Here is a 26,078-nt window from a genome sequence, read left to right as displayed (position 1 = left end):
CGATCTTACTCACCAAAGCCCAGATTTTCAATAACCCAACCAAAACTAGCCAATCCAAAATCCAACATTAATCCCAAATTTAACTCTAAAACTTACTGGCCCAATCTTTAGCCCAGTTTAAGGTTTGAGTTACCTGTTCAAGGGTAGCGGCTTCACAGTAGAGTCGCAATAAGGGTTCAGTGCCACTAAAACGAATCAGCAACCAGCTGTCGTTAGCTAAACGGAATTTATACCCATCGGTGGTTTGGCAATCCACCACTGCCTGACCATTAATTTCTTGGAGAGGCTGAGTTTGTAATTGTTCTTGTATACGCGATCGCACTTCCATCCCCGATAGATGTAAATCGATCCGGTCATAGGCAGAAGCATAGCCAGTTTGCTCTTGCAGACTCTTGTAGAGTTCACTTAAGTCTTTTCCAGATTTAGCGATCGCTTCTAATATATAAAGTGCTGATAATAAAGCATCTCGCTCAGGAATATGATTGCCATAGCCAATGCCTCCGGATTCCTCACCCCCTAGCAAGGCAGGAGTGGATAACATCCGGTCAGCAATATACTTGTAACCGATGGCAGTCTCATAAACTGGCAAATTATAAAGTGCTGCCACTCTAGGAATTAGGTCAGAACCACTAAGGGTTTTGACCACTTCACCACTAAAGTTACGCCGTGATGCTAGATGTTCAATCAGGATGGGAATCAGGATTTGGGGGCTAAGGAAATTGCCCTGACCATCAGCAGCTGCAATGCGATCGCTATCCCCATCAAATGCCAACCCAACCGCTAATTCAACACCCGGTTCGCGGTGGTGACTCTGGAGCGCTTCAAATAGCTCAGACAGATAACCGGGTAAAGGTTCTGGGGATTTGCCACCAAATAATGGATCCCGTTCGGCCTTAATTTCGATAATGGGTACCCCAAGAATCTTGTTCAAGCCTCCTGCTGCTGCACCATTCATAACATGGGCAAATACAGTCAGTTTCCCCTGACTAATCAGCTGTTGAATCAGGGCAATATCAACCTTTTGTCTTAAGGCATCACAGTAACTTGACCATGGGTCAAAGGTCTTTATACTACCCTCTTTCTTAGGGATAGCTGGTGCTTGAGAAAGTTTGGCTTCAATCTGTTTAGTTATTTCTAGAGGAACTGATCCACCAAAGGCTCCTTTCACTTTTAAGCCTAGGTAATTGCCAGGATTATGACTAGCAGTAATTACCAAAGCTCCTAAAGCATTTTGGGACTTGGCTGCCCAACTAAAGGCTGGTGTAGGAGCATAACTGTTAGAGAGTAAGACATCAAAACCAGCAGCTTGAACCACCTCTGCGGTTTTTTTGGCAAAGTCTTCTGCCATGAAGCGTCGATCATACCCTACGATAATCGTTTGGCTACCCGTGGTTTCCCCATAAGCATCTGCCAGAACTTGAGCAGCAATAGGGGCAACTATTGCCAAGCGTTCGAAGGTAAAATCGGCGGCAATGATACCTCGCCAGCCGTCTGTCCCAAATTTAATTGAATCTGCGGCAATCGCCATAGTAGTATATAGTTACTTAAATTTTAATACTCTGACGGCAAAATCCTAGCATTGGAAAGAGTTAGTGTCTTGCTGACCCGCCAAAGCCTGATCTGGCTTGTCTCGCCATTTTGTCGTCATCTAGTAGTACTGATAGTAGTTACTTAACTTAAGTCACTCTTTCGGGATTTTGTCCAGTGGGTGTATTCGACCCACCATTGAGGTTGGTCTATTGACGCTTCACCGATGAGTTGCTGAACAAAGAAGGTTTTTCCTAAATCTAAGCGCGATATAGTAATGTCTTGTTCTTGTTCCGGCGTCTTTGCTATCTTCGTGGCTATGTTCGTGCATCTCTATCAATCATCCCAGGACTTGGGCAACAGTTTCCTAGTGGTCGTCGCTGATATCCTGCTTAGATCGGGCTGACTCAGGCAGCTTATTCAGTACAGAGATTAGATTCATGCGTTCAATGTAAGGCCAACCACCCTTTTCTTCAATATCTTTTAGAAAATCATATAGTTTCTGGCGAGTATCCGGCAATGAGGCTTGAAATAACTCGTCTCGAATATCGCCATGGACTTTCTCTAAAGCCCTGAGTATAGCCAACAGGGCTATGTTATCCCCTTCGTAATTCTTGGCCAAAGAACGAATATCAGCGGTAATCTCTAGTAATTTAGGGTGTAATTGCTCTGAATCCAAATCTTTATCCCGATCCATTCCATCAAATTAACTGTCGCAGTAAAGGCGGCTCTTCCCGTGTACAATGCTCTAAAGAACAGCTGAGGCTCACGGAATCGGTGCCATTTTTGCATGCCCTATGCCCAAATGGCAGTAGTTCAACCAAATAACAAGCTTCCCGATAGTTTGTGTGTAGCCCGACTTATAACATGGGTGTGGTGTGAATTGCGGATAATACTGGTCAATGCCTAGAGGGCAGCAGCTGTTTAACTCCTATTGCACCAGCAACCCAATTCCAGAACCAACCTAACATACATTTTTAGATCTGATTATTGACGATTGAGATTGACTATGAAGTATCGTGCTTTGATTTGTGCCTTCCTGGCGTTATGTCTGGGGGTTTTTACAGCGTCCTGTTCTCCAGATGTAGCCAGCTTGGAAAGTATCGAAGGACTTACCTATGACCAGATTAGAAACACTGGTTTAGCGAATAACTGTCCACAGCTGTCAGAAATGACTCGGGGTGCTATTCCTCTAGACCCCGACCAGTCCTATGAGATTGTCGATATGTGCGTACAGCCAACCACCTTCTTTGTCAAGGAAGAAGGAACTAAGCGCAAAGAGGCAGAATATCTTCCCGGCAAATTATTGACCCGTTATACCTCTAGCTTGGTTCAAGTGCGAGGAGACTTAGTTTTTCAAGAAGATGGTAGTCTGAAGTTTTTGGAAAAGGATGGTATAGATTTCCAACCCATCACTATTCAGTTGCCTGGAGGTGAGCAAGTCCCATTCCTGTTCACCATTAAAAAATTGATTGCCACAACTGAGCCTGGTTTGGAGAGTATCAATGCTTCCACCGATTTTGATGGCGATTTCTACGTCCCCTCTTATCGGGGTGCTGTTTTCCTAGATCCCAAAGGTCGAGGTCTGGCTAGTGGTTATGATAATTCGGTTGCTCTGCCATCTCAAGCGGATAGCCAAGAGTTTGCCAATGTTAAGAGCGCAGATGTGGGCGAAGGCACCATTGAGCTGCGCATAGCTCAAGTAGATAGCGAGAGTGGCGAAATTGCTGGTACATTCATAAGTGAACAACCCTCAGATACTGACTTAGGTGCTGATGAGCCAGAAGAAGTGAAAGTTCAGGGGATATTTTACGCTCGCGTTCAACCAAAACAAGCATAGCTGACGTTGATTTGAGTCTTAGAAGCCACTGACTCCCAGAATGGAAAATTTGCAAAAACGTTAATTGCTAAGGGGCGTATGCCCCTTTTTTGATAAAAATGTGGCGTTTTCGATATCCTGTATGTATTATTAATAAACTTTCATCGTTTATAATTCAGGATTAGGGTGAAATTACTGTTTTAAGAAACTTAATGGTAAATCTACAATTAAAGTAAGGAAACTATGACCAAGGCGGTGCTTTTGGAGATTAATAAACTCGATTAACCCTCGTTACCTATGTTATCAAACAAAACTGCAGCATAAACCCACGCCAATAAAACTGAGCCCCTTTCTCTAAAAGGGATGCAACATAATATCGTCCGGGGATTGGATCCGGGAAAACATCAATCGGTAATCCGACAACCATTAGCAATTCAACCTGACCCATTAGCACAAGGGATAAAAAATTTGTTGCAGCCATTCAGGAGAATTGGGATGAGTTAGGGGTATCCTAGCCGATTGATATCTACTTGTGATCTACTTTTAATCTACCACCTTAAACTTTGTTATGGCGACTAACCTTAACCATAAACTTAAGTATCAAAGCTTAACATTATTACAAAAGTACCAGCAATCTCCCACCGCTGAACTTCGCAATCAGCTAGTGGCTCTCAATTTAGGACTAGTCAGGAGAGAAGCTCATCATTGGGTCAAGCAGTGTCATGAAAGCTACGAAGACTTACTTCAGGTTGGCTGTATTGGCTTAATTGGTGCCATAGAACGATTTGATTCCACCAAGGGCATCGCATTTAGTTCCTTCGCTATCCCCTACATTCGTGGTGAAATTCAGCACTATTTACGAGATCGGGGTTATTCAATTCGCATTCCTCGACGCTGGCTAGCACTACGGCAAAAGTCTGTGGAAATTACTCGAAATTTACGAGCAACGTTAAATCGGCAACCAACAGAAGAAGAAATAGCAGCAGCATTAAACATTTCCCTAGAAGAATGGCAAGAAATTACCCTAGCTCATCAAAATCGGGAACCTCTGAGCTTAGATACACCAGTGGGAGATTCAGAGGACAGAAACACCAGCTTGGGTGAATTAGTCCCAGATCCTCGCTATCGCAGTTTTCAGCTGGCACAGGAAGACCAAATCCGCATTCAACAAGCCCTAGCTCATTTGGAAAAGCGCACTCGTGAAGTGCTGGAATTTGTTTTTTTACATGACTTGACCCAAAAAGAGGTAGCACAACGCTTAGACATCAGTGTAGTAACGGTATCCCGCCGCGTTAAAAAAGGCTTGGAAGCGTTGCAAAAGTTAATGAAACCGACACAAGATTAAGATTAATTTTCACACTATTATTAGTTAAGCATAATAATATAAAATTCTAGAAAATAATATACAGCTGGCAAAGTAACTGGACTTGAGAGCTAAGTCATAGCTGAAAAGCGCTTTGGGCTTCTTGAATTGGGTGTTATTGCCCATAGGCTGTCCATGTAAGTGTTCAGCGAACAGCGATTAGCGCTACGCGCACGCGTGCGCGTTCAGCTATCAGCTATCAGCTATTAGCTTATGGGTTAGGTTTCAGCATCGTTCGCACAGCGTGGCCAAACGCGCCCCGCGTGGCCAAAGGCCAAGGCCAAAGCCTGGGCAACTCAAGTTGACGTGCTTTTGGATAAAATAAGCTGACCACTGACGGCTGAGGGCTGACGGCTTACCGGCCCACAGCTTTTTGCTGAGAGTCTCCAGTTTTGGAAGTTTGCCAAAAAAATTCTATCTTCAAAGAAGTTGGTGCCACAGATCGATAACTTCAAGTTCAAGGGTATGCTCGGATAAAGCGTTATTTTTAGGTGGTCATGGGTAAAGTATCATGCATCGTATGGGTGAGTGTACTGGCTCTGCTTATAGGAGGCTGTCAACCGGGTAGAAAGGCTGAACAGGGGGAGCAGACTACCCCTAAACCTACTCCGGTGGCTTCCCCGGATAGCACCAAACCTTCTCCTCCTGTAGCTCAATTTGCTCCTAAAGCCCCGGAAACACCAGAGCAGGAAAAGGTAATACCAATACCACCGTTGATCACAACCTTGCCAAGCAATGAAATAAGAAATCGGATTGATAAGGGACGTCTTGACCCGTTTGCGGCAATTTCAGTGCAACCAGAGGTGGAGATTTTGCCCAATCCTGGCAGACCAAGTAGTTCCCCGACAAGGGTACAGCCTCTGACTCCTGCACCACGAACACCGGGTTTGCGATCGCGTCCTGGGACAGGAAGTAGTGTAGCGGTAAGACCCTCCAGCCCCTCAAGAGCTAGCAGACCCTCCAGCCCCTCAAGAGCTAGCAGACCCTCCAGCCCCTCAAGAGCTAGCCGAACCACCAGCCCTTCCAGAGCTAGCAGACCTTCTAGCCCTTCAAGAGCTAGCAGACCCTCCAGCCCTTCAAGCTCCTCAATCGCTAGAAAGTCTCCTGGCTCATCAAGAGGGAATGTTTTGCCAAGGCCCCAGAACACTCGATCTACAGAGACTAGCATTGCTAAACCTGGTTCACCACCAGACAATAGCTCTGTTGTCAAGGATGGTATCCCCCCTATCCCTCCTGAATTTGATCTGCAACTGCCAATCCTACCAGAACCAGAACTGGCCTATAATGTCAGTGTCACAGGGGTAGTTGATAACGGTAGGGGTGTCTATTACGCTATCCTAGATGTCCCTAATGAGCCTAGTCGTAGCGTTCAAGTTGGACAGTTTATATTAGGTGGACAAGTTCTAGTCAAGCGGATTGAAATGTATAGAGGTTTAGATCCAGTGGTGATTCTGGAAGAAAACGGTGTTGAAGTTTCTAGACGAGTTGGAGAAAACTCAACATCAGCTTCTTGAAGTAACCTCAGGGTACAGTGTTAACTATTAGGTGTTAGGTAAGCATATGCGCTACGCGCAGGCTACGCCAACAGCTATCAGCTTTCAGCCGTCAGCCATTCCCCTAACACTAAATAATTGGTATTTCCAGCCATTGGGAGCATCCCAATGGTTTTAAATTATATAGGAGTGTAAACTGTTGCGTTATCAAATTAGTTGTCCTGGTTTACCCTTGGCAGTTTATCGAGAGGTAGCTGCCCATTTACGGCAAGTGACAGGAGTAAAAGCTGATTTACTACCCCAAACATCCCAGCAGTTTGATTACAATCAGAGTCAGGTTGGTGGATTGTGGATTGAGTATGGCGAGACTGCTGATAAAGTAGAAAGAGAACGGGTCAAGCAAATTTTGTCCTATTATCAAAATCGCTATGGTGCCTGGGAAGAAGACACTTCCGATGGTGAACCGCAGCTCACATGATGGGGAAGCAAAACGTTAATGGGTTTAATCCAGGCTTTACGAGGAACACGGGATATCCTGCCAGACGAAGTTGGATATTGGCAGCAAGTAGAAGCGATCGCACAACAGATTCTCAATAGAGCGGCTTATCGAGAAATTCGTCCTCCCATTTTTGAGCGTACTGAACTGTTTGAACGGGGAATTGGGGAAGCTACCGATGTGGTAGGGAAGGAAATGTATACCTTCAACGACCGGGCAACCCCTCCTCGTTCGGTGACACTACGTCCAGAAGGGACAGCGGGAGTAGTGCGAGCTTATATTCAAAATAGCCTCTATGCTGCTGGTGGGGTACAACGCCTCTGGTATACCGGTCCAATGTTTCGCTATGAAAATCCCCAAGCTGGACGACAGCGACAGTTTCATCAATTGGGGGTAGAGGTGATTGGTTCTCGTGATGCCAGGGCAGATGCAGAAGTCATTGCGATCGCAATGGATATCCTCAATACCTTGGGTCTAGTTAACCTGAGACTTAACCTCAATTCTGTCGGTAGTACCGAAGACCGTCAACAGTACCGACAGGCTCTGGTAGATTACCTCACTCCTTACAAAGATGAGTTGGACGAAGATTCTCAAGACCGTTTAACTCGCAATCCCCTCAGGATTTTAGATAGTAAAGACAAACGTACTCAAGAGATTGCTCAGGATGCTCCCAGTATTTTAGACTATCTTAGTTCAGAGTCCCAAAGTCATTTTGATCAGGTAAAGCAGTTGTTGCAGGATTTAGGGATTAGTTACCAGCTCAATCCTCGCTTGGTGCGGGGGTTGGATTACTACACCCACACTGCCTTTGAAATTATCTCTGATGACTTAGGCGCTCAAGCAACGGTTTGTGGTGGTGGTCGCTATGACGGATTAGTCGATGAATTGGGGGGAAATCAAACTCCAGCCGTTGGTTGGGCGATTGGTTTAGAGCGTTTGGTGATTTTGCTGCAACAACTGCAAGCCTCACAAACCCTAGCGCTAGATTTTTATCTAGTATCCAGAGGTGAAGTAGCTCAAGCTCAAGGGTTGAAACTGGCTCAGCAACTGCGCAAAGCTGGGTTGGCTGTAGAACTCGACTTGAGTGGAAGTGCTTTTGGTAAACAGTTTAAGCGAGCTGACCGCAGTGGTGCGGTGGCTTGTTTAGTGATCGGAGATGCTGAAGCTCAGAGCAACACCGTGAATTTGAAATGGCTGGCCTCTGGGGAACAAGAAACTATGACCCAAGCTGATTTATTGGATAAAACTGAGCAGTTAAAAGAGCAGATAGAACCTTTGCGTTGAGTCTTGAGTGTTGAGTTGCGTAGGGTGTGTTAGGGGAGCCTTGATATTTGGCCTCTAGCCCTTGGTTAGGTTGCTGCCCGTAACGCACCACTGCTGGTTCAAACAACTGTTAGGAGATGCACCCTTGAGTGTTCAGTGTTAACACTCAAGAACGTCGTATTATTTCGTAGTGACACATCAATGCTTTGAGATAAGTATGGGTATGCTTAGGTTATAAAGAAAGGGGTTAGCATCCTGAGGATGCTGCGCTACCATTTCACCTGTAGAGTTCCCCAGCTGCCGCTATGCTACCAATACCGGATTACTTAATTGCCCTGACTGTAGTACTGGTGGTAATCCCATCAGTATTCGTAATTTTACTACGTTTTGCTCTCCATACCCATCTTTTATCCCTAGGGAAGCGAGTAAGAAGACTAATCCATGGACAGCCTCGTGGGAAGAAACCCAGAATTGTAGAGGAGCTAGAAAGACGGTTCTCAGATGCTAGCCGACATTTAGAGCAGGTCAATACAGGCGCATTAATTGACCAAGCCTACAGCCACGAAAAAGTTGTTGGCATATCTTGTGACCAAATTGATTACATTGGTCGGATTATGCCTAGCTTACTGTTATCCTTTGGCTTACTAGGTACCTTTATCGGCATCACCATCAATTTGTTAGCACTCAGTAAAACAATCAGTCAGTCTGATGCTACCGATATCAATACTTTAGTTAACCAATTACAGCAACCCCTAGAAGGGATGGGAATTGCTTTTACCACTAGCTTAACCGCTATCTTTTTTAGTGCTGTCTTAACGGTAATTAACGTCGCCTTCAATACAGGGCTAGCGAAAAACAATCTAATTAGTTACTTAGAAGATTACTTGGATAATATTTATCAGCCGAGTTTAGCAGGGCAAACACGCCTGGATGTATTAGTTCAGGGGATGTCCAATATCTTTGAAAGCTTTTTGGCGAGATTTGGTCAGACTGTTCGAGAAGCAGTGGAATCATCACTACGAGAAAAAGTTCAAGAAATTGCTGATGCTAACACTCAAGTGCTTAAACTAGCAGAAAGTTCTTACAATAGATTCTTCCAAGCTGCTAGTACTATCGCTAGAAGTGCTGAAGAATTTCAACTAGCTGCTGCTCAATTTACCCAAGTAGCTCAAACCTTTGAGCATAGCCAGTTTCCTCAAAAATTATCTAAGGCTACAGTAGATTTAACTAGAACCCAAAGCAGTTTCTCTGAGTCAGCCAGTATGCTATCGCAATCAGTGCAAGGCATGGGAGTAGCAATGGCTGAACTTCAACGTCATGGGGTTAAATTGGTAAAATTGGCAGAAGAAATCAGTGCCCTCAGACAATCTTCTCTAGATGTAGTGAAGCAGCATCATCACAGTCAACAAGCCTTAGGGAAGATTATCCCCCAACTTCAGCAAGGAGCACAGGGATTTCAGTCAGCGATCGCTCGGCTTGATCAATTAGAGCAACGGATTGCTTCTCGAAGCGATAGCTTGAGTGACGTTCACGCTGAATTGGCTAAGTTAGTGTCAAATGTGAAAAGCTATACCGAAGGAGTTAGTCTGGGAATTCAGGCTTTAGGCGATCGCCTTGATCAAAGTATTACTCAGCAAGCTAATACTGACCAGCATAATTATGAAATTATGCGACACAATCTTGAAAAAGTTGTCAATCATCTCAATAACACCAATCAGGAAATTGCTAAGATTAGCCAAAAACTGACTGAGTCCAATCAAATCGATGGTTCAACTCGCATAACTCAAGATATGACTGTAGGAGAGCTAGTCAGGCGTTTGAGCAGTGAACGATAAACCTGGCAAATCGTTAGCTGTCAGCCTTCAGCTGTCAGCCTTCAGCTGTCAGCCTTCAGCTTTTAGCTCACGGGTGCGCGTTCAGCTTAAAATAAACCTCTAAGCGTGAGAATTTAATAGTTCGAGAAAGTCTGGGAATTTGCCCATATAAGCATATGCCCTTAGCCCATAAGCTGATAACTGAATGCTGAATGCTGATAACTGAATGCTGAATGCTGATAACTGATAGCTGAATGCTGATAGCTGAATGCTGAATGCTTACAGCAAATGATTAATAGTAATTATAAGATTGACAGAGAATTGATAAAATGCGTCGTTCACGAAATAATGATTGGAATGAAGAGATAAATCTCTGGCCAGCTTTTACAGACTTAATGTCTAATGCCTTCATGATCCTGATCTTATTTTTGTTGCTGTCTATCCTGAAGTCTGTGCTGGCACAAAGTTCCTTAGAATCAACCATTGATGATCTCACCAGAAGTGAAGATGAAGTGGTGCAATTGGCAAGGGAGAATGCGGAATTACGAGCTAAGGCAGCTCGGGTTGATCAACTTGAGCGTGGCGTAGCGGTTTGGAGAGCTAGGGCAAAGCGCTCAACTGTCCGCGAAAAGGCACTAGAACAGCAGGTTAGGTCTTTGCAGGTACAGATTGCTGCAGCACCAAAACCACCAGATACACCTCCGATTATTGTAATCAAAGATCAGGGGGATTACCGATTTGATTCCGGTAGTGCGCAAATTCCCTCAGCCATGAAAGACTATATTCGGCAGCAAATTGTCCCTGCTATTGAAAGCAATGCCAAAGACTATGAAATTAATGTAGTAGAACTGATTGGTCACACCGATGGTCAACCTAATCTTGGTGGTAGCAATATCGACCAAACTATTGGGAATGTGGTTAATAAAAATTCCTCTATCAGTCAACTTAGACCAGGCTCTAATGCTGATTTAGGACTGATGCGAGCTTTGGCAGTTGTGCAATTACTCCGTGAGATTCAAGCTAAGGAAGGGCGGCTCAAGGGGCTGCAATTTCGGGCTTATTCTGCAGCTCAGTTAATTTTACCTAATGGGCAAATTGCTCCGATTAGTTTAAAGGATGATCAAACTAGGCGCAGGATTGAAATTCGCTTTACTCGTCTCGGTAAGGTGACAAATGTTCAATAGCTGAAGAGGAGACAATCTCGCTAATCTGGTAAGGAAAGATGCTAGTCAAGAAGTTTGCGTACGCAAATTCATGAATTAGGCTTTCTCTGGTGAACATTTCTGGTGAACATTGAAGACTACACCGGTCGTCTACCAAAACCAAAGATTGATAATGATGAAGCACACCCACAAGGGGTGTGCTTCATCATTATCCGGTTATCAATCTCCAGCGTGCAGACCAGTGGGGAATTCCGCGAGATTTGTTAAAAATTTTTCATCTTCCTTGATCTTTACGCTACGTCACCCTCTATGTTGATGAATATCTAGAAAAAACGAAACGAAAACATCATGTACAGCATTGGGGAATTTTCTAGGATCGCTCAGGTTTCTAAGCGTTTACTGCGCTACTACGATCAGATTGGTCTGTTTCAACCGATGTTCGTTGATCCTGCCAGTGGTCATCGTTACTACAGCGCAACCCAATTGCCCACACTCAACCGCATTCTCGCCCTCAAAGAATTGGGGTTATCGTTGGATCAAATCCGACGATTCATCAAAGATGATATCTCCCTCGAAGAAATTCAGGGTATGTTGTTGATGAAAAAAGCCGAGTTAGAGCAACAGGTGCTCGATGAACTCAAACGCATTCGCACAATTGAATCACGCTTAAAGCAAATTAAAGATCGTGCTACCCATGTGCGTGATGTGGTGGTGAAGCAAGTCCCCCAACAACAGCTTATCGGAATACGCAAGATCTTATCAACGGGTGAGTCACCAGATGATTTCTTCTGGTCTGTGATGAACGCTCTTCCTGGGGACAATAATACCACCTATGGACCGATGACGATTGTCCTTCATGGGGATGGAGTAAGCAGCGATCGCATTGATGTTGAACTGGGACGCTTGCTTTATAAGACCGATCGTGCTTCCCTTACTACCTATGACGGTATGACCCTCGATCCGCGATCACTTCCATCGGCAACAATGGCAACATTTATTCCTCCTACGAATTCTTGTGCCAAGCTTCTGGGGTACAACGCGATCGGCGAATGGGTAGAAGCCAATCACTATGCTTTCGCTGGTCCGGTGCGACTAGTGTTTCTGGAATTGCCCAAACGACCAGGTGATTCGGACTTTGTGATGGAAATTCAATTTCCGATCTGCAAGCGAACAGTAGATCTGGACTTGCGATCGATAAACTAGGTCTGAAATTAGCAAGAGATAGATGCAAATGGCAATGCCATCAAACTAAGCAATATTGTTCAAAAACAGGAGTATCGAAATGATTTATAACAAAAAGACCATCGGAATAGATAGAAAAGCTTTACTTTCTACATTATGGCTATTTTTCCTATTGAATATGATTTTCCGAGATATTCATGAGTTCTTTAGACCAGGGCTTTTAGAAGAAATCATGACAGGCATCGTCAATGGTACTAAAGTGACTGACGGAATGTTGTTAGTAGGCTCCATCATGATGGAGATTCCGATTTCTATGGTTCTCTTGTCTCGGGTATTGAACTATCGATTAAATCGCTGGGCAAACATCATCGCAGGTGCAATCACTATTGCGTTTGTTATCGGTATTGGACCGAAAGATCTTGACGATATGTTTTTTTCAACTATAGAAGTTGTGTCTCTGTCACTAATTGTCTGGTATGCATGAACCTATCCCACTAATCTCAAAAGATGGTAGTCTATTGCTGGGTTGATTTAGGTGTATGACTCTATGGCTGGGCGCTTTGAAGGGTTAAGTGATTTGGAATGGAAGTTGTTTGAAGATATCTTCCCCAAGGACCCAGAAAAACGGGGTAAAGGAATGCCTCATTGTCCCTATCGTTATGTTTTAAACAGTTTGTTGTACCTACTGATTACTGGATGTAGATGGTGTGATCTACCACGAGGGGAGATCTGGGCATCAAAAAGTTCGTCTCATCGATGGCTAAAGCGATGGCGCTTAGATGGAACATTTGAACATTTACAAGCACGTGTGCTAGCGATCGCAGATCAAAAGGGCTTGATTAAATGGGAGTTTGGTGCCGTAGACGGCTCTTTTTCCCCCTGGCAAGGGAGGAGGTGAAGGCATTGCTTATGGTGGTAAAGGTAAAGGTGTTCTGATTCACACCCTGACTGAAGGTAGTGGAATGCCTCTAGCTAACTGTACAACTCCTGCCAATGGTAGTGAAAGAGAACAAGTCTTACCTCTACTGGATCAAGTCAAATTGAAAACTTTGAAACCAGGTAGACCACGTAAGAGGCTCAAGGTACTAGCTGCCGATAAAGGTTATGATTCCAAAGAAAAACGTGCTGCTCTGCGTAAGCGAGGCATTCGACCCCAAATACCAAAACGGATTTGGAAAACCAAGAAAAATCGAGGAAGACCGATTAAAATGTCGGTGCCCAGATATCAACAGGAACGTTGTTTTGCTTGGTATAGCGCGAAAATATCGTCGTCTAGTGGTTCGTTGGGAACGACAAAAAGTTTATTTTGATGCATTTATTGATCTTGCTACTATTCATCTGTGGATTCAAAGACTCTTATTAGTGGGATAGGTTCATGGAAGTGGCATAAACAGGATGCATGAGTCATGCCATCTTTAAGTCATTGATCGTTTAAAATTTATTGGTTCGGGGCTTGCTTGCAGGGCGCTTTACCAATGAACTTTATCAAGTCGCCTTCGTCGCAAAGTCTCCCGATGAATGTTCAATGTTCAATGAATAGTCATGCCTTAGAGGTAGATATTTATAGAAATCAATCAGTTAAATAATCAGGGATTATGATGAAACACTCAGCTAAATTTTATGACAAAATCGCAGAAGGCTATGCCAAACAACCCATTGCTGATGAAGCAGCTTACCAGAAAAAACTACAAGTCACACAGGAATACTTTAAGCCAGAGATGGAAGTGCTGGAGTTTGGCTGCGGGACGGGATCGACCGCTATCATTCACGCACCCTACGTTAAACATATTCGCGCCATAGATATCTCATCCAAAATGATTGAAATAGCCCAAGGTAAAGCTGAGGCAAACAACATCAACAATGTTACCTTTGAACAATTGACTATCGAAGAATTAACTGTAGCCGATGAAACCTTTGATGTGGTGTTAGGACTGAGTATTTTGCACTTACTAGAATACAAAGAAAAAGCGATCGCCAAAATTCACAAGATGCTCAAACCAGGCGGAATTTTAGTCACCAGTACAGCGTGTCTTGGAGATACCATGAAGTGGTTTAAGATCGTCGCGCCGATTGGAAAATTCTTGGGTTTAATACCGTTGGTTAAGATTTTTACGACAAAAGAATTGTCAGACAGTTTGACCAATGGCGGTTTTGCGATTGACTACCATTGGCAACCGAGCAAAGGCAAAGCGGTGTTTATTGTCGCGAAGAAGGCACTCGTAGGAGCGATTAATTCCAACTGTTAATTAGGAACGTAGGCAATGATATCCTGGTTGGTGCTGATGGAGACGAATTCTTCAAAAGTGAGAATCACCAGTCAACGTCTGAATAATGGCTTCCAAAGTTGAAGCGATTAGCTACTTCAGACAGGCGATCTCTCAGGCTTAGAATGATCCTTAAGATTAGCCCTAAAATTTAGTATCAACAAGCACATCTTAAGGGAAAATTTTGTGCTATGGCTTTCATATCCCCTTAAACGGAGTAGATCTCAGTCACTCTGTCGAATCCGGTGGTTGACCAAAAATTTGGGCCTCAAGCCCCGTCCTAGAAGGACGGCTTTATTTTTTTCGTGCTATAATATTACGTAGAGTTGTTCCACGTCAAAATGATCGTCTTAGAATTTAAGGTCAAAGGGAATAAAACTCAATATGCTGCGATTGATGAGGCGATTCGCACCGGTCAGTTTGTTCGGAACAAGTGCATCCGTTACTGGATGGACAATAAAGGTATAGGACAAAAAGACTTGTATCGTCATAATACGTGGCTCAGGTCTGAGTATCCCTTTGTTAAAGCCTTAAATTCTCATGCCTGTCAAGCTTCAGTTGAAAGAGCTTACAACTCAATTTCTAGATTTTACGATAAATGTAAAAAACAAGTCCCTGGTAAAAAGGGATATCCTAAGTTTAAGAAGTTTTCTAGGTCAGTTGAGTATAAAACATCTGGCTGGAAACTATCCCCCGATACTAAATCAATAAATTTTTTAGACAAAAAAGGTATTGGGAAACTAAAACTAAAAGGAACCTGGGAGTTATGGCGTTACGATCAGACGCTGATAAAACGAGTTAGATTAGTGCGCCGAGCGGATGGCTATTATGTTCAGTTTTGTATCAAAGTTGATATTAGCAAACCTTTAGAGCCTTCGCACACCAACGTTGGTTTAGACGTTGGACTTAAGGAGTTTTATACCGACTCCAAGGGAGGTGTAGAGACAAATCCAAGGTTTTATCGTAAGGGTGAGAAACGGCTTAAGTTTTATCAACGTCGGGTTTTTCGCAAAAAGAAAGGCTCAGTCAATCGCAAAAAAGCCATTAATAGACTAGGTAGAACACACCTTAAGATAAGTAGGCAGCGTGAAGAGCACGCCAAGAGACTGGCGCGCTGCGTAATCCACTCTAACGACGTGGTCGCTTACGAAGACTTGAGGGTAAAAAATTTGGTAAAAAATCATTGTCTTGCCAAGTCTATTAATGATGCAGGTTGGTATCAATTTAGAAAATGGCTGGAATATTTTGGACAAAAGTTTGGCAGGCAAACAATAGCCGTTAACCCTGCTTATACTAGTCAGAACTGTTCAAAATGTGGTGAAGTTGTCAAAAAATCGCTATCAACCAGAACGCATACTTGCTCGTGTGGGTGTGTGTTGGATCGCGACCATAATGCAGCCATTAATATTCTAAAAAGAGCCTTGGGTACGGTAGGGCATACCGGAACCTGGATCATAGATCCGAACGCTTTAGGAGAATCAGCCTCTACTCTTCCTGATTCCGGTCTGGAAGAGCCACGCTGACTCGTTGATTAAAGAATCCCCGTTCTTCTAGGACGGGGAGTGTCAAAAATCCCGAGGGTGGGAATAAGCAAAATACTCGACTTAAAGTGTAAGCTAATTGGAAAAGCAATCAAGTCAATTAGCAGGTCTTTGGGTCATAGATATCGACAATGGCTAAGAAGTACTGGGAATTTCTACTACAGAAAGAGGGGGAGCGCTCCTGGAAGCCAATCAAGTCTTCTGAGATTGAGATTGAATCTGGTCGGTATCGGATAGTGGCTCGTTCCAACCTGCCCAATACTGATGTAGAAATTTGCGTCACCTATGATAGCAAAGAGCAAGTGCCACCCAGACGTAAGTCCCAGAGGCGATGGCGTCGCACCAACTCAGAAGGGTTAATGGTGGTGATTCCTTTCACCAAGCTTAAACCTGGTCTGTGGAAGTTACGTTGCAGTAACGATATCATGGACGATTTTATGGGTCAGTCCTGGCGAAAATCCTTAGGGCTACAAGTTATACCCAAAGTCAAAGATGTAGAGACACCCCCTAAAACCTCTGTATCCACCCCAGTAGAATCCACCCCAGTAGAATCCACCCCAGTAGAATCCACCCCAGTAGAATCCACCCCAGTAGAATCCACCCAAACTGATACTCAGCCGCCTCAACTAGACAATTCACTGACTACACCTGAGCTAGCTGTTGATTCTGCCTCCACCAATACTATTACTAATGACCTCAAACCAACAGATGCTAGTTCAGATGCTAGTTCAGATGCTAGACCAGATGCTAGTTCAGAGTTTTCTAACCCTCAGGAGTACCAGAGTGAGATCACACCACCAGAAGAACAACCCATAACCATTGCTGCGCCAGAGTTACTTGACCAAGCAAAAGCAGCAATGGGGGTTAGCCAAGAGGAATCTAGTCCTAGTCAAGAGACGGTTTGGCAAGGGGTAGAAGAGGTTGACCCAAAGGCACCTGTTAATCCTGAAACCAACCAACAACCAACAGCAACTATCTCGCAAGACTTACCACTCCAATCGACTGTTGATAATTCCATCATGGAAGAATCTCTGGAGACTTTGGAGCAACTACTACAACAGGTGCTTCAGCCAGTATTGGATGAGTTGGAAGATCGGGACTCGGAAGATAACCAACAGCTAAGAAAAACCTCTGATTTAGATTGGGTTTCAGATACACAGGTTAATCAGTACGGTTTAACCCTAAGACTAGATAAGGATATTTTCCTGGCAAGGCGAGGAGAGTCGTTGACTATCAAAGGGGAATTGGTAGTAGATAATGATAAAATTAATAATAATGGTGATAGTATAACAGTTAGTGTTTTAGATAGTGTTTTAGAAAACTTATTCCCTGCTACTCTACGCTATCAATTGCGGTTTCCTCAAACAGGAAAACGTTTGTTAGATATTGAGTACTCCCTATCTCAAGAGGAGTTATTTTTAGGATTTAGCCATAGTATAGATATTCCGACGGATTGTAAAAGTGGTCTAATTTTAGGAAAAATAACCCTTTATAATTCACAGTCAACTCCTTTAGCCACTCAACAATTTACTCTTACAGCTAATGTAGAGGATTTATTAGAAGTAATTGTGCCAGGGAATCAGGGGATGCCAATGGAAACCATGGTAGTACTGGCTAATCGGATCGCTGAATCTGCAAAATCTGATCAACCTGATCAAGACCTTCTCTTCTTAGATGAAGACCCCTTAGAGGAGACTACGCTGGATCTGGTTGAGCTACCTCAAAACCATCCATCTCTGTTCTTGCAACCTATCTCTGGACGGTCTTTACCACCAAAACTTTACCACCATCAGCCGAGTGATATAACTGTTAAATCCCTCGAATTGCCCAGTTTGCCTACAATGCAGTCGGTTGCTGACTCTGGAGCACAGGGCCAAGACCTCCAAGATCAGTCTAAAGCATCTGATTCAGTTTCCCTAGATGATCAAGAATCCTCCACTACAGCCAATCCAGAACTAGATAATCGAGAGCAAGATACTGGGTCAGAGTTACAGCCTCAAGAAACAGTGCTTCAAGACACAGTAGTTCAAGACACAGTAGTTCAAGACACAGTAGTTCAAGACACAGTAATTCAAGACACAGTAGAACAGTCGGAAGATAGTTCAGAAGATACTAATGACGATAGTAATTTACAGATAAAGTCTGAGGTCTTATCTAATTATAATGATGCTTCTGAAGTGCTGATTAATTCCCTAACGGAATCTGAGGGAATCCAAAATATTGAGATTAGTGAGATTGATAAATCGGAAACAGATGATCAGTTAGAGGATTCAGACTCGGTTGATACCCAGTTCAAGAATTCCAAGGTAAACCAATTATTGAATACTACTCGGTGGGAGACTCCAGATTCTGTAAAAGATCCTGAGTCAATCGCTTTAGAAGAAGCTTTCCGAGCCTTAAACATGGAAGAGCGTTTTTGGTCACGGTTGAGTGCTTTAGCTGAAGATCATGAATTGATGGAATTGCTGAGGTTAGAATTATCCCCAGAGAGTAATCCTCCTGGGCAAGATCACTCACCAGTGACAAACGAACAGAGCAATAAAACGGCTAGCAACGAAGAAGAGGTTAGGGAATTTCCAGAAAAGGTCTTGGAGTCAATGACAGAATCTGAGGATTTGTCGCTAGTTAGTTCAGAATTAGCAATGCCAGAGACACCCCCTAAAGTTGGTATTACTAGTCACGATTGGACGACTCAGGAAATTGTAGTGGATGATCGAGAAATAGCCCCACAACCGACAAAAGCTACTGCAACCAAGCAACATGACGTTAAGGCTAAACTGGATAATCTTTCATCCCTAGAGTTGGATGCGACCTTAGCAGCACCGACTTTATCAATACCGACTACTAGGGACTTGGTTGCTGGAGAAAAGGTAATGGTAACCATAAAACTTCCTCCTAGTCAATCTCGCTTATGTATTAAATTGTGGGTTAAAGACGTCCAAACTCGCTCTCTGCTCCAGGAAACCCGTTCTATTATAGATTTACTCCCCAATGCGGCTGGGGAGCTGGAGGCAATGACTCAATTAGTTATACCCCAAGGCACGACTCAAATTAGAATAGAAGCGATCGCAATTAATTTGGAAAATCAGCAGGAGAGTCACAAGGCGGAGTTGGAGTGTGTAGTTATTCCTACTGACTTATCGAGTACGGTTGAAGGATGAAGTATTTTATAGCAATTATCATAGCTATGAGGTTAACAATTTCTGGATTTTAGGGAGCAGGGAGCAGGGACTTCGGAGCAGGGAGCAGGGAATCGGGAATCGGGAATCGGGAATCGGGAATCGGGAATCGGGAATCGGGAAAAAAATTCTTTTTACCTCATAGGTATGAAAAATGCTATACTGGTGATTCAATGTCGTTTTGTTCAATATAATTCAGTAACCAGTTTGCGGCTGTGGCTCTGCGAGTTTGTCGAGGACCAAATTCTCCGATTTTGTAACCTTTGAAACCTAATTTTTTTTTCAATAGCTGTTTATTTTCTTTGGGTATTGAACGGGTTAGTTTTACCGTAGCAGGGCGGCTTTCGATGAAATTAGGTGGCTCGGGATAGTCTTCTTGCCATTCAGGATTAACCTCAGTTATATCCCACTGCCCGGTAGTTGAGTTATAACGATAACCGAGATAGTACCAGAGAATTTTGTTAACGGTATCGTCATCAAGTTCTTCGTTTAAAATTGACCAAATTGTATTAGTATTAAGTGGCGGTAGTTCAAACATAATTGAATTATAAATTAGGAATTATCAAGGATTAAGTAGATTCTAGATACAGTTAGACTATCTGGGCTTCTTCACCTGTATCCTAGTACTTCTGGCGAAATAATGGTAATGGTTGGGGATTGAAGCTGTATCGCTATGAAAATTATAAAGCAGCCGCTGCGGTGGCAGGTGGCATTGGTTTTCTTGGCTGGTGTGTTGGCGATTTCCACATCAGCTATTTTTGCGCGATTAGCGATCGCATCGGCTGGAGTGAGTGGGGTAGGGTTTAGCCTGTTCGTAGCTGGGTCTCGCCTTACTATTGCGTCTATGCTACTGTTACCAGCTTGGGGCAATCTCAGGCAAGGTCAGCTAGGTCCAGGTGCATTACTCTATGCCAGTGGGGCTGGTGTTTGTTTAGCGCTACACTTTGTGACTTGGATTACTTCCTTGTCTTTTACTTCCATTGCGGCATCTACTACCTTAGTTACCACAACTCCGATTTGGGTTGCTCTAGTTTCTTGGCTCTGGTTGAAGGAAAAACTAACTAGGCTGACGGTTTTGGGAATTGGTGTGGCCTTTGTAGGTGCTGTGCTGATTAGTTTGGGGGATGGGGGTGCTGTCAGTGGTGGGAGTAATCCTCTGTTGGGGAATTCTCTAGCATTGATGGCAGCAGTGATAGCAAGTTTGTATGTACTTTGGGGACGTGAAGCACAGCAACGGGGTTTGAGTCTCGGTAGCTATAGTGCTGTCGCCTACAGTATGGGGGCGTTGGTGTTGTTGCTGTTATCCTTACTCTGGGGTGTCAGTTATCTCAATTATCCAGTAGAAGTTTACGTCTACATCTTGTTATTGGCGCTTTTCCCCCAAATGGTAGGACATACCAGTTTTAACTGGTTGGTACGCTGGATTAATCCTACCCTGGTGACCCTAGCTATTTTGTTTGAACCCGTTGGTGCTTGTTTTTTGGGCTATCTGATTTTTCAGGAAGTGCCAGGGGTATTGGTGCTGCTAGGTGCCATGGTGTTGTTAGTTGGGGTGGCCGTAGCGGTTTATGGGGCTAATTTAAAAAAAGGTTGAAGGTTAGTTGGTTGTTCGCGCACCCGTGGCCTTTTGGCCAAGGTTAGTTGAAGGATTTCAGCTTGCATGTCACGCCCCCCAGGTCTGTAAGAGACTAACCAGAATTAAAAGGAATAGGTATTCTGAGCTACTAAGGGGTTACTGGCGCACGGAACAAGAATATAAGGATTTATTTGCAGCGAGTGGTTTTAAAATCCCACCAGTCGTTTATACTTATAAAAGTCTAATAGTGATAGAGTTTAGCCTCCAATAAAGAGGTTTTTTAGCTTAACTTTCAGGTGAAAAATCTGGGACTGCTTAACTATTAGTTAATGTACTACAATTGCCCAGAATTAGGAGAACTAAAAAAGAAATGAAACAAATGATTAAAGCTGGTTTGATAACATTAGTAACCTGTATGCTAGTGCTAACGATCAATACCATGAATGCCCTGGCGATTAGTGAAACTGAGATGGAAATATGTGACTTAACTCTACACTCATTTTGTGACCGTAATCTGTTACCGACGCAATATGTGGAACTTATTGCTCCCTCTAACCACATCTCATTTCTTCTTTTGAAAAATGATGCTCCAGGAAATAGAAACGGCCAAATAGAAAATGATGATGATTCGGTTACTTACAGCGCTAGCGAAAAAACCACTTACTTAGCCACGTTTTCGAATAGTGAAGACATAACAAAAAGGCTTAAAATATCCAACACTGATGCTATAACAGAGTCTCCGCAGCATTGGACATTTTATCATAGACCCGCACAAGTGGTAAAATTGATTAACGTATTTGCTGCCAATAAAAATTAATAAATTCGGGAGCACCCATTTGGGAAAATATATCTTTTGAGATGGGCATTAACATAGCCTTCATACAGCTTAATGTGGTATGTTTAGTCCAAAATTGGATGCTCCTAGAAAGTCTGCAATGACTCAGTAAGCTCTAAACGTAAAGGGTTTCCGGCTATTTAGTCACCTCTCCAGAGGTCTGACAGAATCTGGCAAAGTGGTATTTTAAAAATATACGTAGTAATGTAAAAAATAAGTCGTCATAACAAGTAATTTAGATATGAGTACCTAGAAAGGGGGATTGAGTTAAAAGCCAATTATTGTTCCTTTTCCCTTTCCCCAATGAACAGTAAACTACTACAACAAGTCCGCGTTTTAGACCCAGTTTCTGGAATTGACCAAGTCGCTGATGTGCTGATTACTGATGAAGTAATCACGGCAGTGGAAAGTCAAATCAAGGAAATCTCTGGGGATACAGTTGTGCAAGATTGTCAGGGACACATTTTAGGACCAGGACTAGTAGACCTCTACAGCCATTCTGGTGCACCAGGACATGAGCAGCGGGAAACCTGGTCTTCACTACTGGCAGCAGCGGCAAATGGAGGCTTTACTCGCTTAGCCATTTTGCCTGACACTAACCCCCCCCTAGACAATGCTGCTGTTTTAGCACAACGGCAAGAACTCCAAAACTCTCCCTATCTGACCCTCCCCCCTTCCTCACCTCAACTCTATCACTGGGGTGCCTTCACCATCGGGTTACAAGGACAGCAAATGACTGAATTAGCCGAACTAGCTTTAGGGGGAGTAGTGGGCTTTACGGATGAAGGTCCTTTATGTAATTTAGGGCTAGTTCGACGGTTGTTGGAATACCTACAACCCTTGGGTAAACCAGTAGCACTTTGGGCTTGTGACCCTAAGTTGGCAAATGGGGGAGTGATGCGAGAAGGTATCCAGTCGATTGGTTTGGGTTTACCAGGGAATCCTGCGATCGCAGAATCATCCGCTATCGCTGCCTTATTAGAAGTCGTAGCAACAACTGGCACGCCAGTCCATCTGATGCGTATCTCCACCAGTCGCGCTGTCCAATTGATTGAATCAGCCAAAGCAGCGGGATTGCCAGTAACAGCCAGTACCACTTGGATGCATCTATTGCTCAATACTGAAGACTTATGCAGTTACAACTCCAATTTGCGCTTGGAACCGCCGTTGGGAAATCCAGTTGACCAAGCTGCACTGATCCGAGGTGTTCGGGAGGGGATTATTGATGCGATCGCAATTGACCACGCTCCCTACACTTATGAAGAAAAAACCGTTGCCTTTGCGGAAGCACCACCAGGAGTGATTGGTTTAGAGCTAGTCCTACCCCTACTCTGGCATACTCTAGTCGAGACAGGGGATTGGTCAGCCTTAGAACTTTGGAAAAGTCTTAGCACAAATCCTGCTATTTGTCTACAGCAAGACCCCCCTAGCACTGCTCCTGGTCAATCCGCTGAGTTAGTCTTATTCAATCCTCAATCCCCTTGGATTGTTCACCAAAAAAACCTCAAATCCCTTTCTAGTAATACCCCCTGGCTAGGGCAAGAATTAATTGGTCGTGTTGTGCAAACTTGGTGTCCAGAAAATCGGAAAAAATATGAACTATGAAGTACTGAGACTTCATAAGCCAGTTGGCTGATTCAACCCTTCAGGGTAACTCGGATTTGGTTTCAATTTCCCCATCCGATTTAACGGCCAAAACCGCACTACCGCACGACCGATAATTTTGTCACGAGGGACAAAGCCCCAGTGGTGAGAGTCGTAACTATTGTTACGGTTATCTCCCAGTACTAGGTATTGATCTGCTGGTACTGTTGCCGGTCCAAAATCGTACTGTGGTGCTTCTTCGATATACTTTTCCTCTATTTCTTGATCATTGATATAAACTCGACCATTTTTAACCAAAACTTTGTCACCGGGTAACCCAATTACGCGCTTGATAAAAGCATCTTTGAAATTTTGCTCTTTCAGCCTTTCAGTGGGAGCAAATACCACAATTTCTCCTCGTTGTGGGTCTTGGAAAAAGCGATAACTTAACTTATCAATAATTAGGCGGTCATTAATCTGTAATGTCGGTAGCATTGATCCTGATGGGATGTATCGCGCTTCTGCCACAAACGTGCGAATCCCAAAGGCAAGAACAGCACTCAAGGTAATCGTTTTAATCCCTTCTACCCAAGCATTGTCTTTAGAAGGCTGTGTAGGTTTTTTTTCTGGTCTTTTATCTGGTACACGACTCATATCCATTCAACTACTACCGATACACAAGATTGAGGAAATTTCAACAAATAGCTGATTGGGAAATTATCAGCAAATTTAACAGCAAATTTAAACCTTTGGGGTTTTGTAGCTAGATCTTAAAAATTTCAAGTTAGTAGGGGAGCCTAAATCAAGATTATGTAAAGTTTTGTCAATAATGTCAATTTGGCAGGACAACCCTGTTTATTTGTGCCATGGTGGTAGGTTAGCTGCGGTTGTCTGTATTTAGCTATATCTCAGGTTTGTATCTACTGTATCTACCTAGACACCGAGCAGGGACACTGTCAAATTTTAACATCCTCCTATGTTGTCTGACTTTTGCTTGTTTATCCGCCATGCTCGTATTCTATTGCCCTCTGGTGAATTTTTACTGGGGGATATCCACACCTGCGGTCGAAGGATTGTTCAGGTTGCCCCAGACATCCCAGTGCCAACGGACGTTACGGCATATAAAGAAATAGACGCTACTGGCTTAACTTTGTTGCCAGGGGTAATTGATCCCCAAGTCCATTTTCGGGAACCAGGTCTAGAACATAAGGAAGACTTATTTACTGCCAGTTGTGCCTGTGCCAAGGGTGGAGTAACGTCCTTTTTAGAGATGCCGAATACTCGTCCTCCAACGACAACCCAAGCCCCACTGGATGACAAGCTCAAGCGAGCGGCAGATAAGTGTTTAGTTAATTATGGCTTTTTTATCGGTGCAACACCAGCAAATCAGCCAGATTTGCACAATGCCCAGCCGACTTGTGGGATTAAGATATTCATGGGTTCAGCTCATGGTGCACTCTTGGTAGATCATGAAGCAGTGATAGAACCAATTTTTGCTGAAGGTTTTAGCGAAGGTTCTCGGAAGTACAATCGCTTAATTGCAGTACACGCGGAAGACCAAGCTAGAATTAATCAGCGACGTAAGGAATTTGCTGGCATTACTGACCCTGCTGTTCACTCTAAGATTCAGGACAATCAAGCTGCTCTTAATGCCACCAAGTTAGCCCTGAAGTTGTCTAAAAAATATCAGCGGCGGTTGCATATATTGCACCTATCCACCGCTGAAGAAGCTGAATTGCTTAGGGAAGACAAACCTAGCTGGGTGACGGCGGAAGTGACTCCCCAGCACTTATTACTAAATACCGATGCCTATGCAGAGATTGGTACCCTGGCACAGATGAATCCGCCTTTGCGCTCCCACCATGACAACGAAGTTCTTTGGCAAGCTCTACTCGATGGCGTGATCGATTTTATCGCCACAGACCATGCTCCTCATACCTTGGAGGAAAAAGCGAAAGGTTACCCCCACACTCCTTCGGGAATGCCTGGAGTAGAAACATCTCTACCACTGATGCTGACTCAAGCCATAGAGGGACGGTGTAGTGTGCCTCAAGTATCTCACTGGATGTCTACAGCAGTTGCTAAGGCCTATGGAATTCCCAACAAAGGTGCGATCGCTCCTGGCTATGATGCGGATTTGGTATTGGTAGATTTGGAAACTTACCACCCAGTGTTACGGGAAGAACTTTTAAGCAAATGCGGCTGGAGTCCTTTTGAAGGTTGGAACTTAACCGGATGGCCAGTGATGACCATTGTTGGTGGTCAAGTAGTCTACGACAGAGGAAAATTGAACACAGACGTGCGAGGTGAAGCTTTAACCTTTACCAGTTAAACAAATAATAGGATTTAAGCGGAAGTGGGAAAAAATTAAAGTTGACCCAAATTTTTGGTCAACCTCAATCCCACTAAGTTTCACCCTACTCTACACTGGAGGCCAAGGGCGAACAACCAGATAACCTATCCAACAGCCAAGTTAAATCAAACTTACCGTTACAGGTGAATTGAGCCTGACGTCCACCGTCGTGGGAATAGGTTAGTCTTAGATGTAGATAACTGGGTGGCAAATAGTGTAGACGTTCAGCCCACTCGATTGCCACAATTCCCGGAGCAACCTCAATTGCCTCCCAGTAGTGTTCTGGGTTTAATGACTCTACTTCTGAGGTGGATAAGCGGTACAAATCGAGGTGATACAGGGGGATACGTCCCTCTGTATACTCATTGATCAGAGTAAAGGTGGGACTAACAATGGCATCAGTTATGCCTAGTCCCTCACCAATACCCTGAACTAGGGTTGTTTTGCCAGCCCCTAAGTCTCCCTCCAACAAAATGATGCTACTAGCTGGCAGAGATTTACCCAATTCCACACCTAGCGATCGCGTTGCTTTAGCATCAGCTAGAAAAATTTTTGTCATTAGTTATTTAGCAATAGAGTACCTCGAATAATAGTTATTCTGAGTTAATATCTCAGCTTTTATTTTC

25 protein-coding genes are annotated in these 26,078 nt (G+C 43.8%); 18 read left to right on the top strand and 7 right to left on the bottom strand.

Annotated elements, in window-relative coordinates:
- Nucleotides 1-85: 85 nt before the first annotated feature.
- Together BJP34_RS01580 and BJP34_RS01575 are read right to left on the bottom strand one after the other, a co-directional pair.
- Nucleotides 86-1,528 carry a phosphoglucomutase/phosphomannomutase family protein gene (locus tag BJP34_RS01580; protein WP_070390817.1) on the bottom strand — a complete coding sequence of 481 codons (1,443 nt, stop codon included), beginning with the start codon at nucleotides 1,526-1,528 and terminating at the stop codon, nucleotides 86-88.
- 366 nt (nucleotides 1,529-1,894) lie between these two features.
- Nucleotides 1,895-2,224 carry a hypothetical protein gene (locus BJP34_RS01575; RefSeq protein ID WP_070390816.1) on the bottom strand — a complete coding sequence of 110 codons (330 nt, stop codon included), beginning with the start codon at nucleotides 2,222-2,224 and terminating at the stop codon, nucleotides 1,895-1,897.
- Between the two features lie 312 nt (nucleotides 2,225-2,536).
- Here BJP34_RS01575 and BJP34_RS01570 point away from each other — a divergent pair, with 312 nt between their 5' ends.
- Both BJP34_RS01570 and BJP34_RS01560 read left to right on the top strand, forming a co-directional pair.
- Complete coding sequence (locus BJP34_RS01570; protein WP_070390815.1) at nucleotides 2,537-3,367, top strand: photosystem II manganese-stabilizing polypeptide; 831 nt, start codon at nucleotides 2,537-2,539, stop codon at nucleotides 3,365-3,367.
- Between the two features lie 547 nt (nucleotides 3,368-3,914).
- Nucleotides 3,915-4,691, top strand: coding sequence for an RNA polymerase sigma factor SigF (locus BJP34_RS01560; RefSeq protein ID WP_070390813.1), 777 nt, complete (start codon nucleotides 3,915-3,917; stop codon nucleotides 4,689-4,691).
- Nucleotides 4,692-5,361: 670 nt separating this feature from the next.
- Here the strand turns inward: BJP34_RS01560 and BJP34_RS01555 are convergent.
- Nucleotides 5,362-5,856 (bottom strand): hypothetical protein, encoded by a 495-nt coding sequence (locus BJP34_RS01555; protein ID WP_070390812.1) that lies wholly within the window; start codon nucleotides 5,854-5,856, stop codon nucleotides 5,362-5,364.
- Here BJP34_RS01555 and BJP34_RS01550 point away from each other — a divergent pair.
- From BJP34_RS01550 to BJP34_RS01495, 12 genes are all read left to right on the top strand, one after another.
- On the top strand, nucleotides 5,837-6,223 hold the full coding sequence (locus tag BJP34_RS01550) for a hypothetical protein (RefSeq protein WP_070390811.1): 387 nt from the start codon (nucleotides 5,837-5,839) through the stop codon (nucleotides 6,221-6,223). The genes BJP34_RS01555 and BJP34_RS01550 overlap by 20 nt on opposite strands.
- A 178-nt stretch (nucleotides 6,224-6,401) precedes the next feature.
- The gene (locus BJP34_RS01545; RefSeq protein WP_070390810.1) at nucleotides 6,402-6,680 is read left to right on the top strand and encodes a hypothetical protein; all 279 of its coding nucleotides are present in this window, start codon (nucleotides 6,402-6,404) and stop codon (nucleotides 6,678-6,680) included.
- Nucleotides 6,681-6,698: 18 nt separating this feature from the next.
- Nucleotides 6,699-7,982, top strand: a complete 1,284-nt coding sequence (gene hisS, locus BJP34_RS01540; RefSeq protein ID WP_070390809.1) for a histidine--tRNA ligase — start codon at nucleotides 6,699-6,701, stop codon at nucleotides 7,980-7,982.
- Nucleotides 7,983-8,266: 284 nt separating this feature from the next.
- The gene (locus BJP34_RS01535; RefSeq protein WP_070390808.1) at nucleotides 8,267-9,796 is read left to right on the top strand and encodes a hypothetical protein; all 1,530 of its coding nucleotides are present in this window, start codon (nucleotides 8,267-8,269) and stop codon (nucleotides 9,794-9,796) included.
- Nucleotides 9,797-10,104: 308 nt separating this feature from the next.
- On the top strand, nucleotides 10,105-10,959 hold the full coding sequence (locus BJP34_RS01530; RefSeq protein ID WP_070390807.1) for a hypothetical protein: 855 nt from the start codon (nucleotides 10,105-10,107) through the stop codon (nucleotides 10,957-10,959).
- Between the two features lie 327 nt (nucleotides 10,960-11,286).
- Nucleotides 11,287-12,141: a MerR family transcriptional regulator gene (locus BJP34_RS01525; protein ID WP_070390806.1), complete on the top strand. Its 855-nt coding sequence runs from the start codon at nucleotides 11,287-11,289 to the stop codon at nucleotides 12,139-12,141.
- A gap of 79 nt (nucleotides 12,142-12,220) precedes the next feature.
- Nucleotides 12,221-12,604: a DUF6326 family protein gene (locus tag BJP34_RS01520; RefSeq protein WP_070390805.1), complete on the top strand. Its 384-nt coding sequence runs from the start codon at nucleotides 12,221-12,223 to the stop codon at nucleotides 12,602-12,604.
- 51 nt (nucleotides 12,605-12,655) lie between these two features.
- Entirely contained in the window at nucleotides 12,656-13,018 is a 363-nt protein-coding gene (locus BJP34_RS01515; protein WP_202972047.1) for a transposase, read from the top strand.
- Between the two features lie 4 nt (nucleotides 13,019-13,022).
- Nucleotides 13,023-13,430, top strand: a complete 408-nt coding sequence (locus BJP34_RS01510) for a transposase (RefSeq protein WP_202972113.1) — start codon at nucleotides 13,023-13,025, stop codon at nucleotides 13,428-13,430.
- 285 nt (nucleotides 13,431-13,715) lie between these two features.
- Nucleotides 13,716-14,366 carry a class I SAM-dependent methyltransferase gene (locus BJP34_RS01505; RefSeq protein ID WP_202972059.1) on the top strand — a complete coding sequence of 217 codons (651 nt, stop codon included), beginning with the start codon at nucleotides 13,716-13,718 and terminating at the stop codon, nucleotides 14,364-14,366.
- 359 nt (nucleotides 14,367-14,725) lie between these two features.
- A complete protein-coding gene (locus tag BJP34_RS01500) occupies nucleotides 14,726-15,907 on the top strand; it encodes an RNA-guided endonuclease InsQ/TnpB family protein (protein ID WP_070390801.1) in 1,182 nt (393 codons plus the stop codon).
- A gap of 149 nt (nucleotides 15,908-16,056) precedes the next feature.
- Nucleotides 16,057-19,086, top strand: a complete 3,030-nt coding sequence (locus BJP34_RS01495) for a hypothetical protein (protein WP_070390800.1) — start codon at nucleotides 16,057-16,059, stop codon at nucleotides 19,084-19,086.
- Between the two features lie 24 nt (nucleotides 19,087-19,110).
- On the opposite strand, the gene BJP34_RS42025 is transcribed toward BJP34_RS01495, so the two are convergent.
- Nucleotides 19,111-19,278, bottom strand: coding sequence for a hypothetical protein (locus BJP34_RS42025; protein ID WP_158516932.1), 168 nt, complete (start codon nucleotides 19,276-19,278; stop codon nucleotides 19,111-19,113).
- Nucleotides 19,262-19,642 (bottom strand): DUF1823 family protein, encoded by a 381-nt coding sequence (locus BJP34_RS01490; RefSeq protein WP_070390799.1) that lies wholly within the window; start codon nucleotides 19,640-19,642, stop codon nucleotides 19,262-19,264. The genes BJP34_RS42025 and BJP34_RS01490 overlap by 17 nt, the downstream gene beginning before the upstream one ends.
- Nucleotides 19,643-19,777: 135 nt before the next feature.
- Between BJP34_RS01490 and BJP34_RS01485 the strand changes: the two genes are divergently transcribed.
- The 3 genes from BJP34_RS01485 (at nucleotide 19,778) to BJP34_RS01475 (ending at nucleotide 23,120) form a co-directional block, all read left to right on the top strand.
- Nucleotides 19,778-20,698 (top strand): DMT family transporter, encoded by a 921-nt coding sequence (locus tag BJP34_RS01485; protein ID WP_070390798.1) that lies wholly within the window; start codon nucleotides 19,778-19,780, stop codon nucleotides 20,696-20,698.
- A 352-nt stretch (nucleotides 20,699-21,050) separates the two neighbouring features.
- Entirely contained in the window at nucleotides 21,051-21,497 is a 447-nt protein-coding gene (locus tag BJP34_RS01480) for a hypothetical protein (protein ID WP_070390797.1), read from the top strand.
- 321 nt (nucleotides 21,498-21,818) lie between these two features.
- Nucleotides 21,819-23,120: a dihydroorotase gene (locus BJP34_RS01475; protein WP_070390796.1), complete on the top strand. Its 1,302-nt coding sequence runs from the start codon at nucleotides 21,819-21,821 to the stop codon at nucleotides 23,118-23,120.
- 12 nt (nucleotides 23,121-23,132) lie between these two features.
- On the opposite strand, the gene lepB is transcribed toward BJP34_RS01475, so the two are convergent.
- Nucleotides 23,133-23,753, bottom strand: coding sequence for a signal peptidase I (gene lepB, locus BJP34_RS01470; protein ID WP_070390795.1), 621 nt, complete (start codon nucleotides 23,751-23,753; stop codon nucleotides 23,133-23,135).
- A gap of 322 nt (nucleotides 23,754-24,075) precedes the next feature.
- Between lepB and BJP34_RS01465 the strand changes: the two genes are divergently transcribed.
- Nucleotides 24,076-25,431, top strand: coding sequence for a dihydroorotase (locus tag BJP34_RS01465; protein ID WP_070390794.1), 1,356 nt, complete (start codon nucleotides 24,076-24,078; stop codon nucleotides 25,429-25,431).
- 85 nt (nucleotides 25,432-25,516) lie between these two features.
- Here the strand turns inward: BJP34_RS01465 and tsaE are convergent, their stop codons facing one another.
- Nucleotides 25,517-26,011 (bottom strand): tRNA (adenosine(37)-N6)-threonylcarbamoyltransferase complex ATPase subunit type 1 TsaE, encoded by a 495-nt coding sequence (gene tsaE / locus BJP34_RS01460; RefSeq protein WP_070390793.1) that lies wholly within the window; start codon nucleotides 26,009-26,011, stop codon nucleotides 25,517-25,519.
- Nucleotides 26,012-26,078 lie beyond the last annotated feature (67 nt).

The organism is Moorena producens PAL-8-15-08-1 (assembly GCF_001767235.1).
Classification (GTDB): domain Bacteria; phylum Cyanobacteriota; class Cyanobacteriia; order Cyanobacteriales; family Coleofasciculaceae; genus Moorena; species Moorena producens_A.
This window is presented reverse-complemented; position numbering and strand designations above follow the sequence as displayed.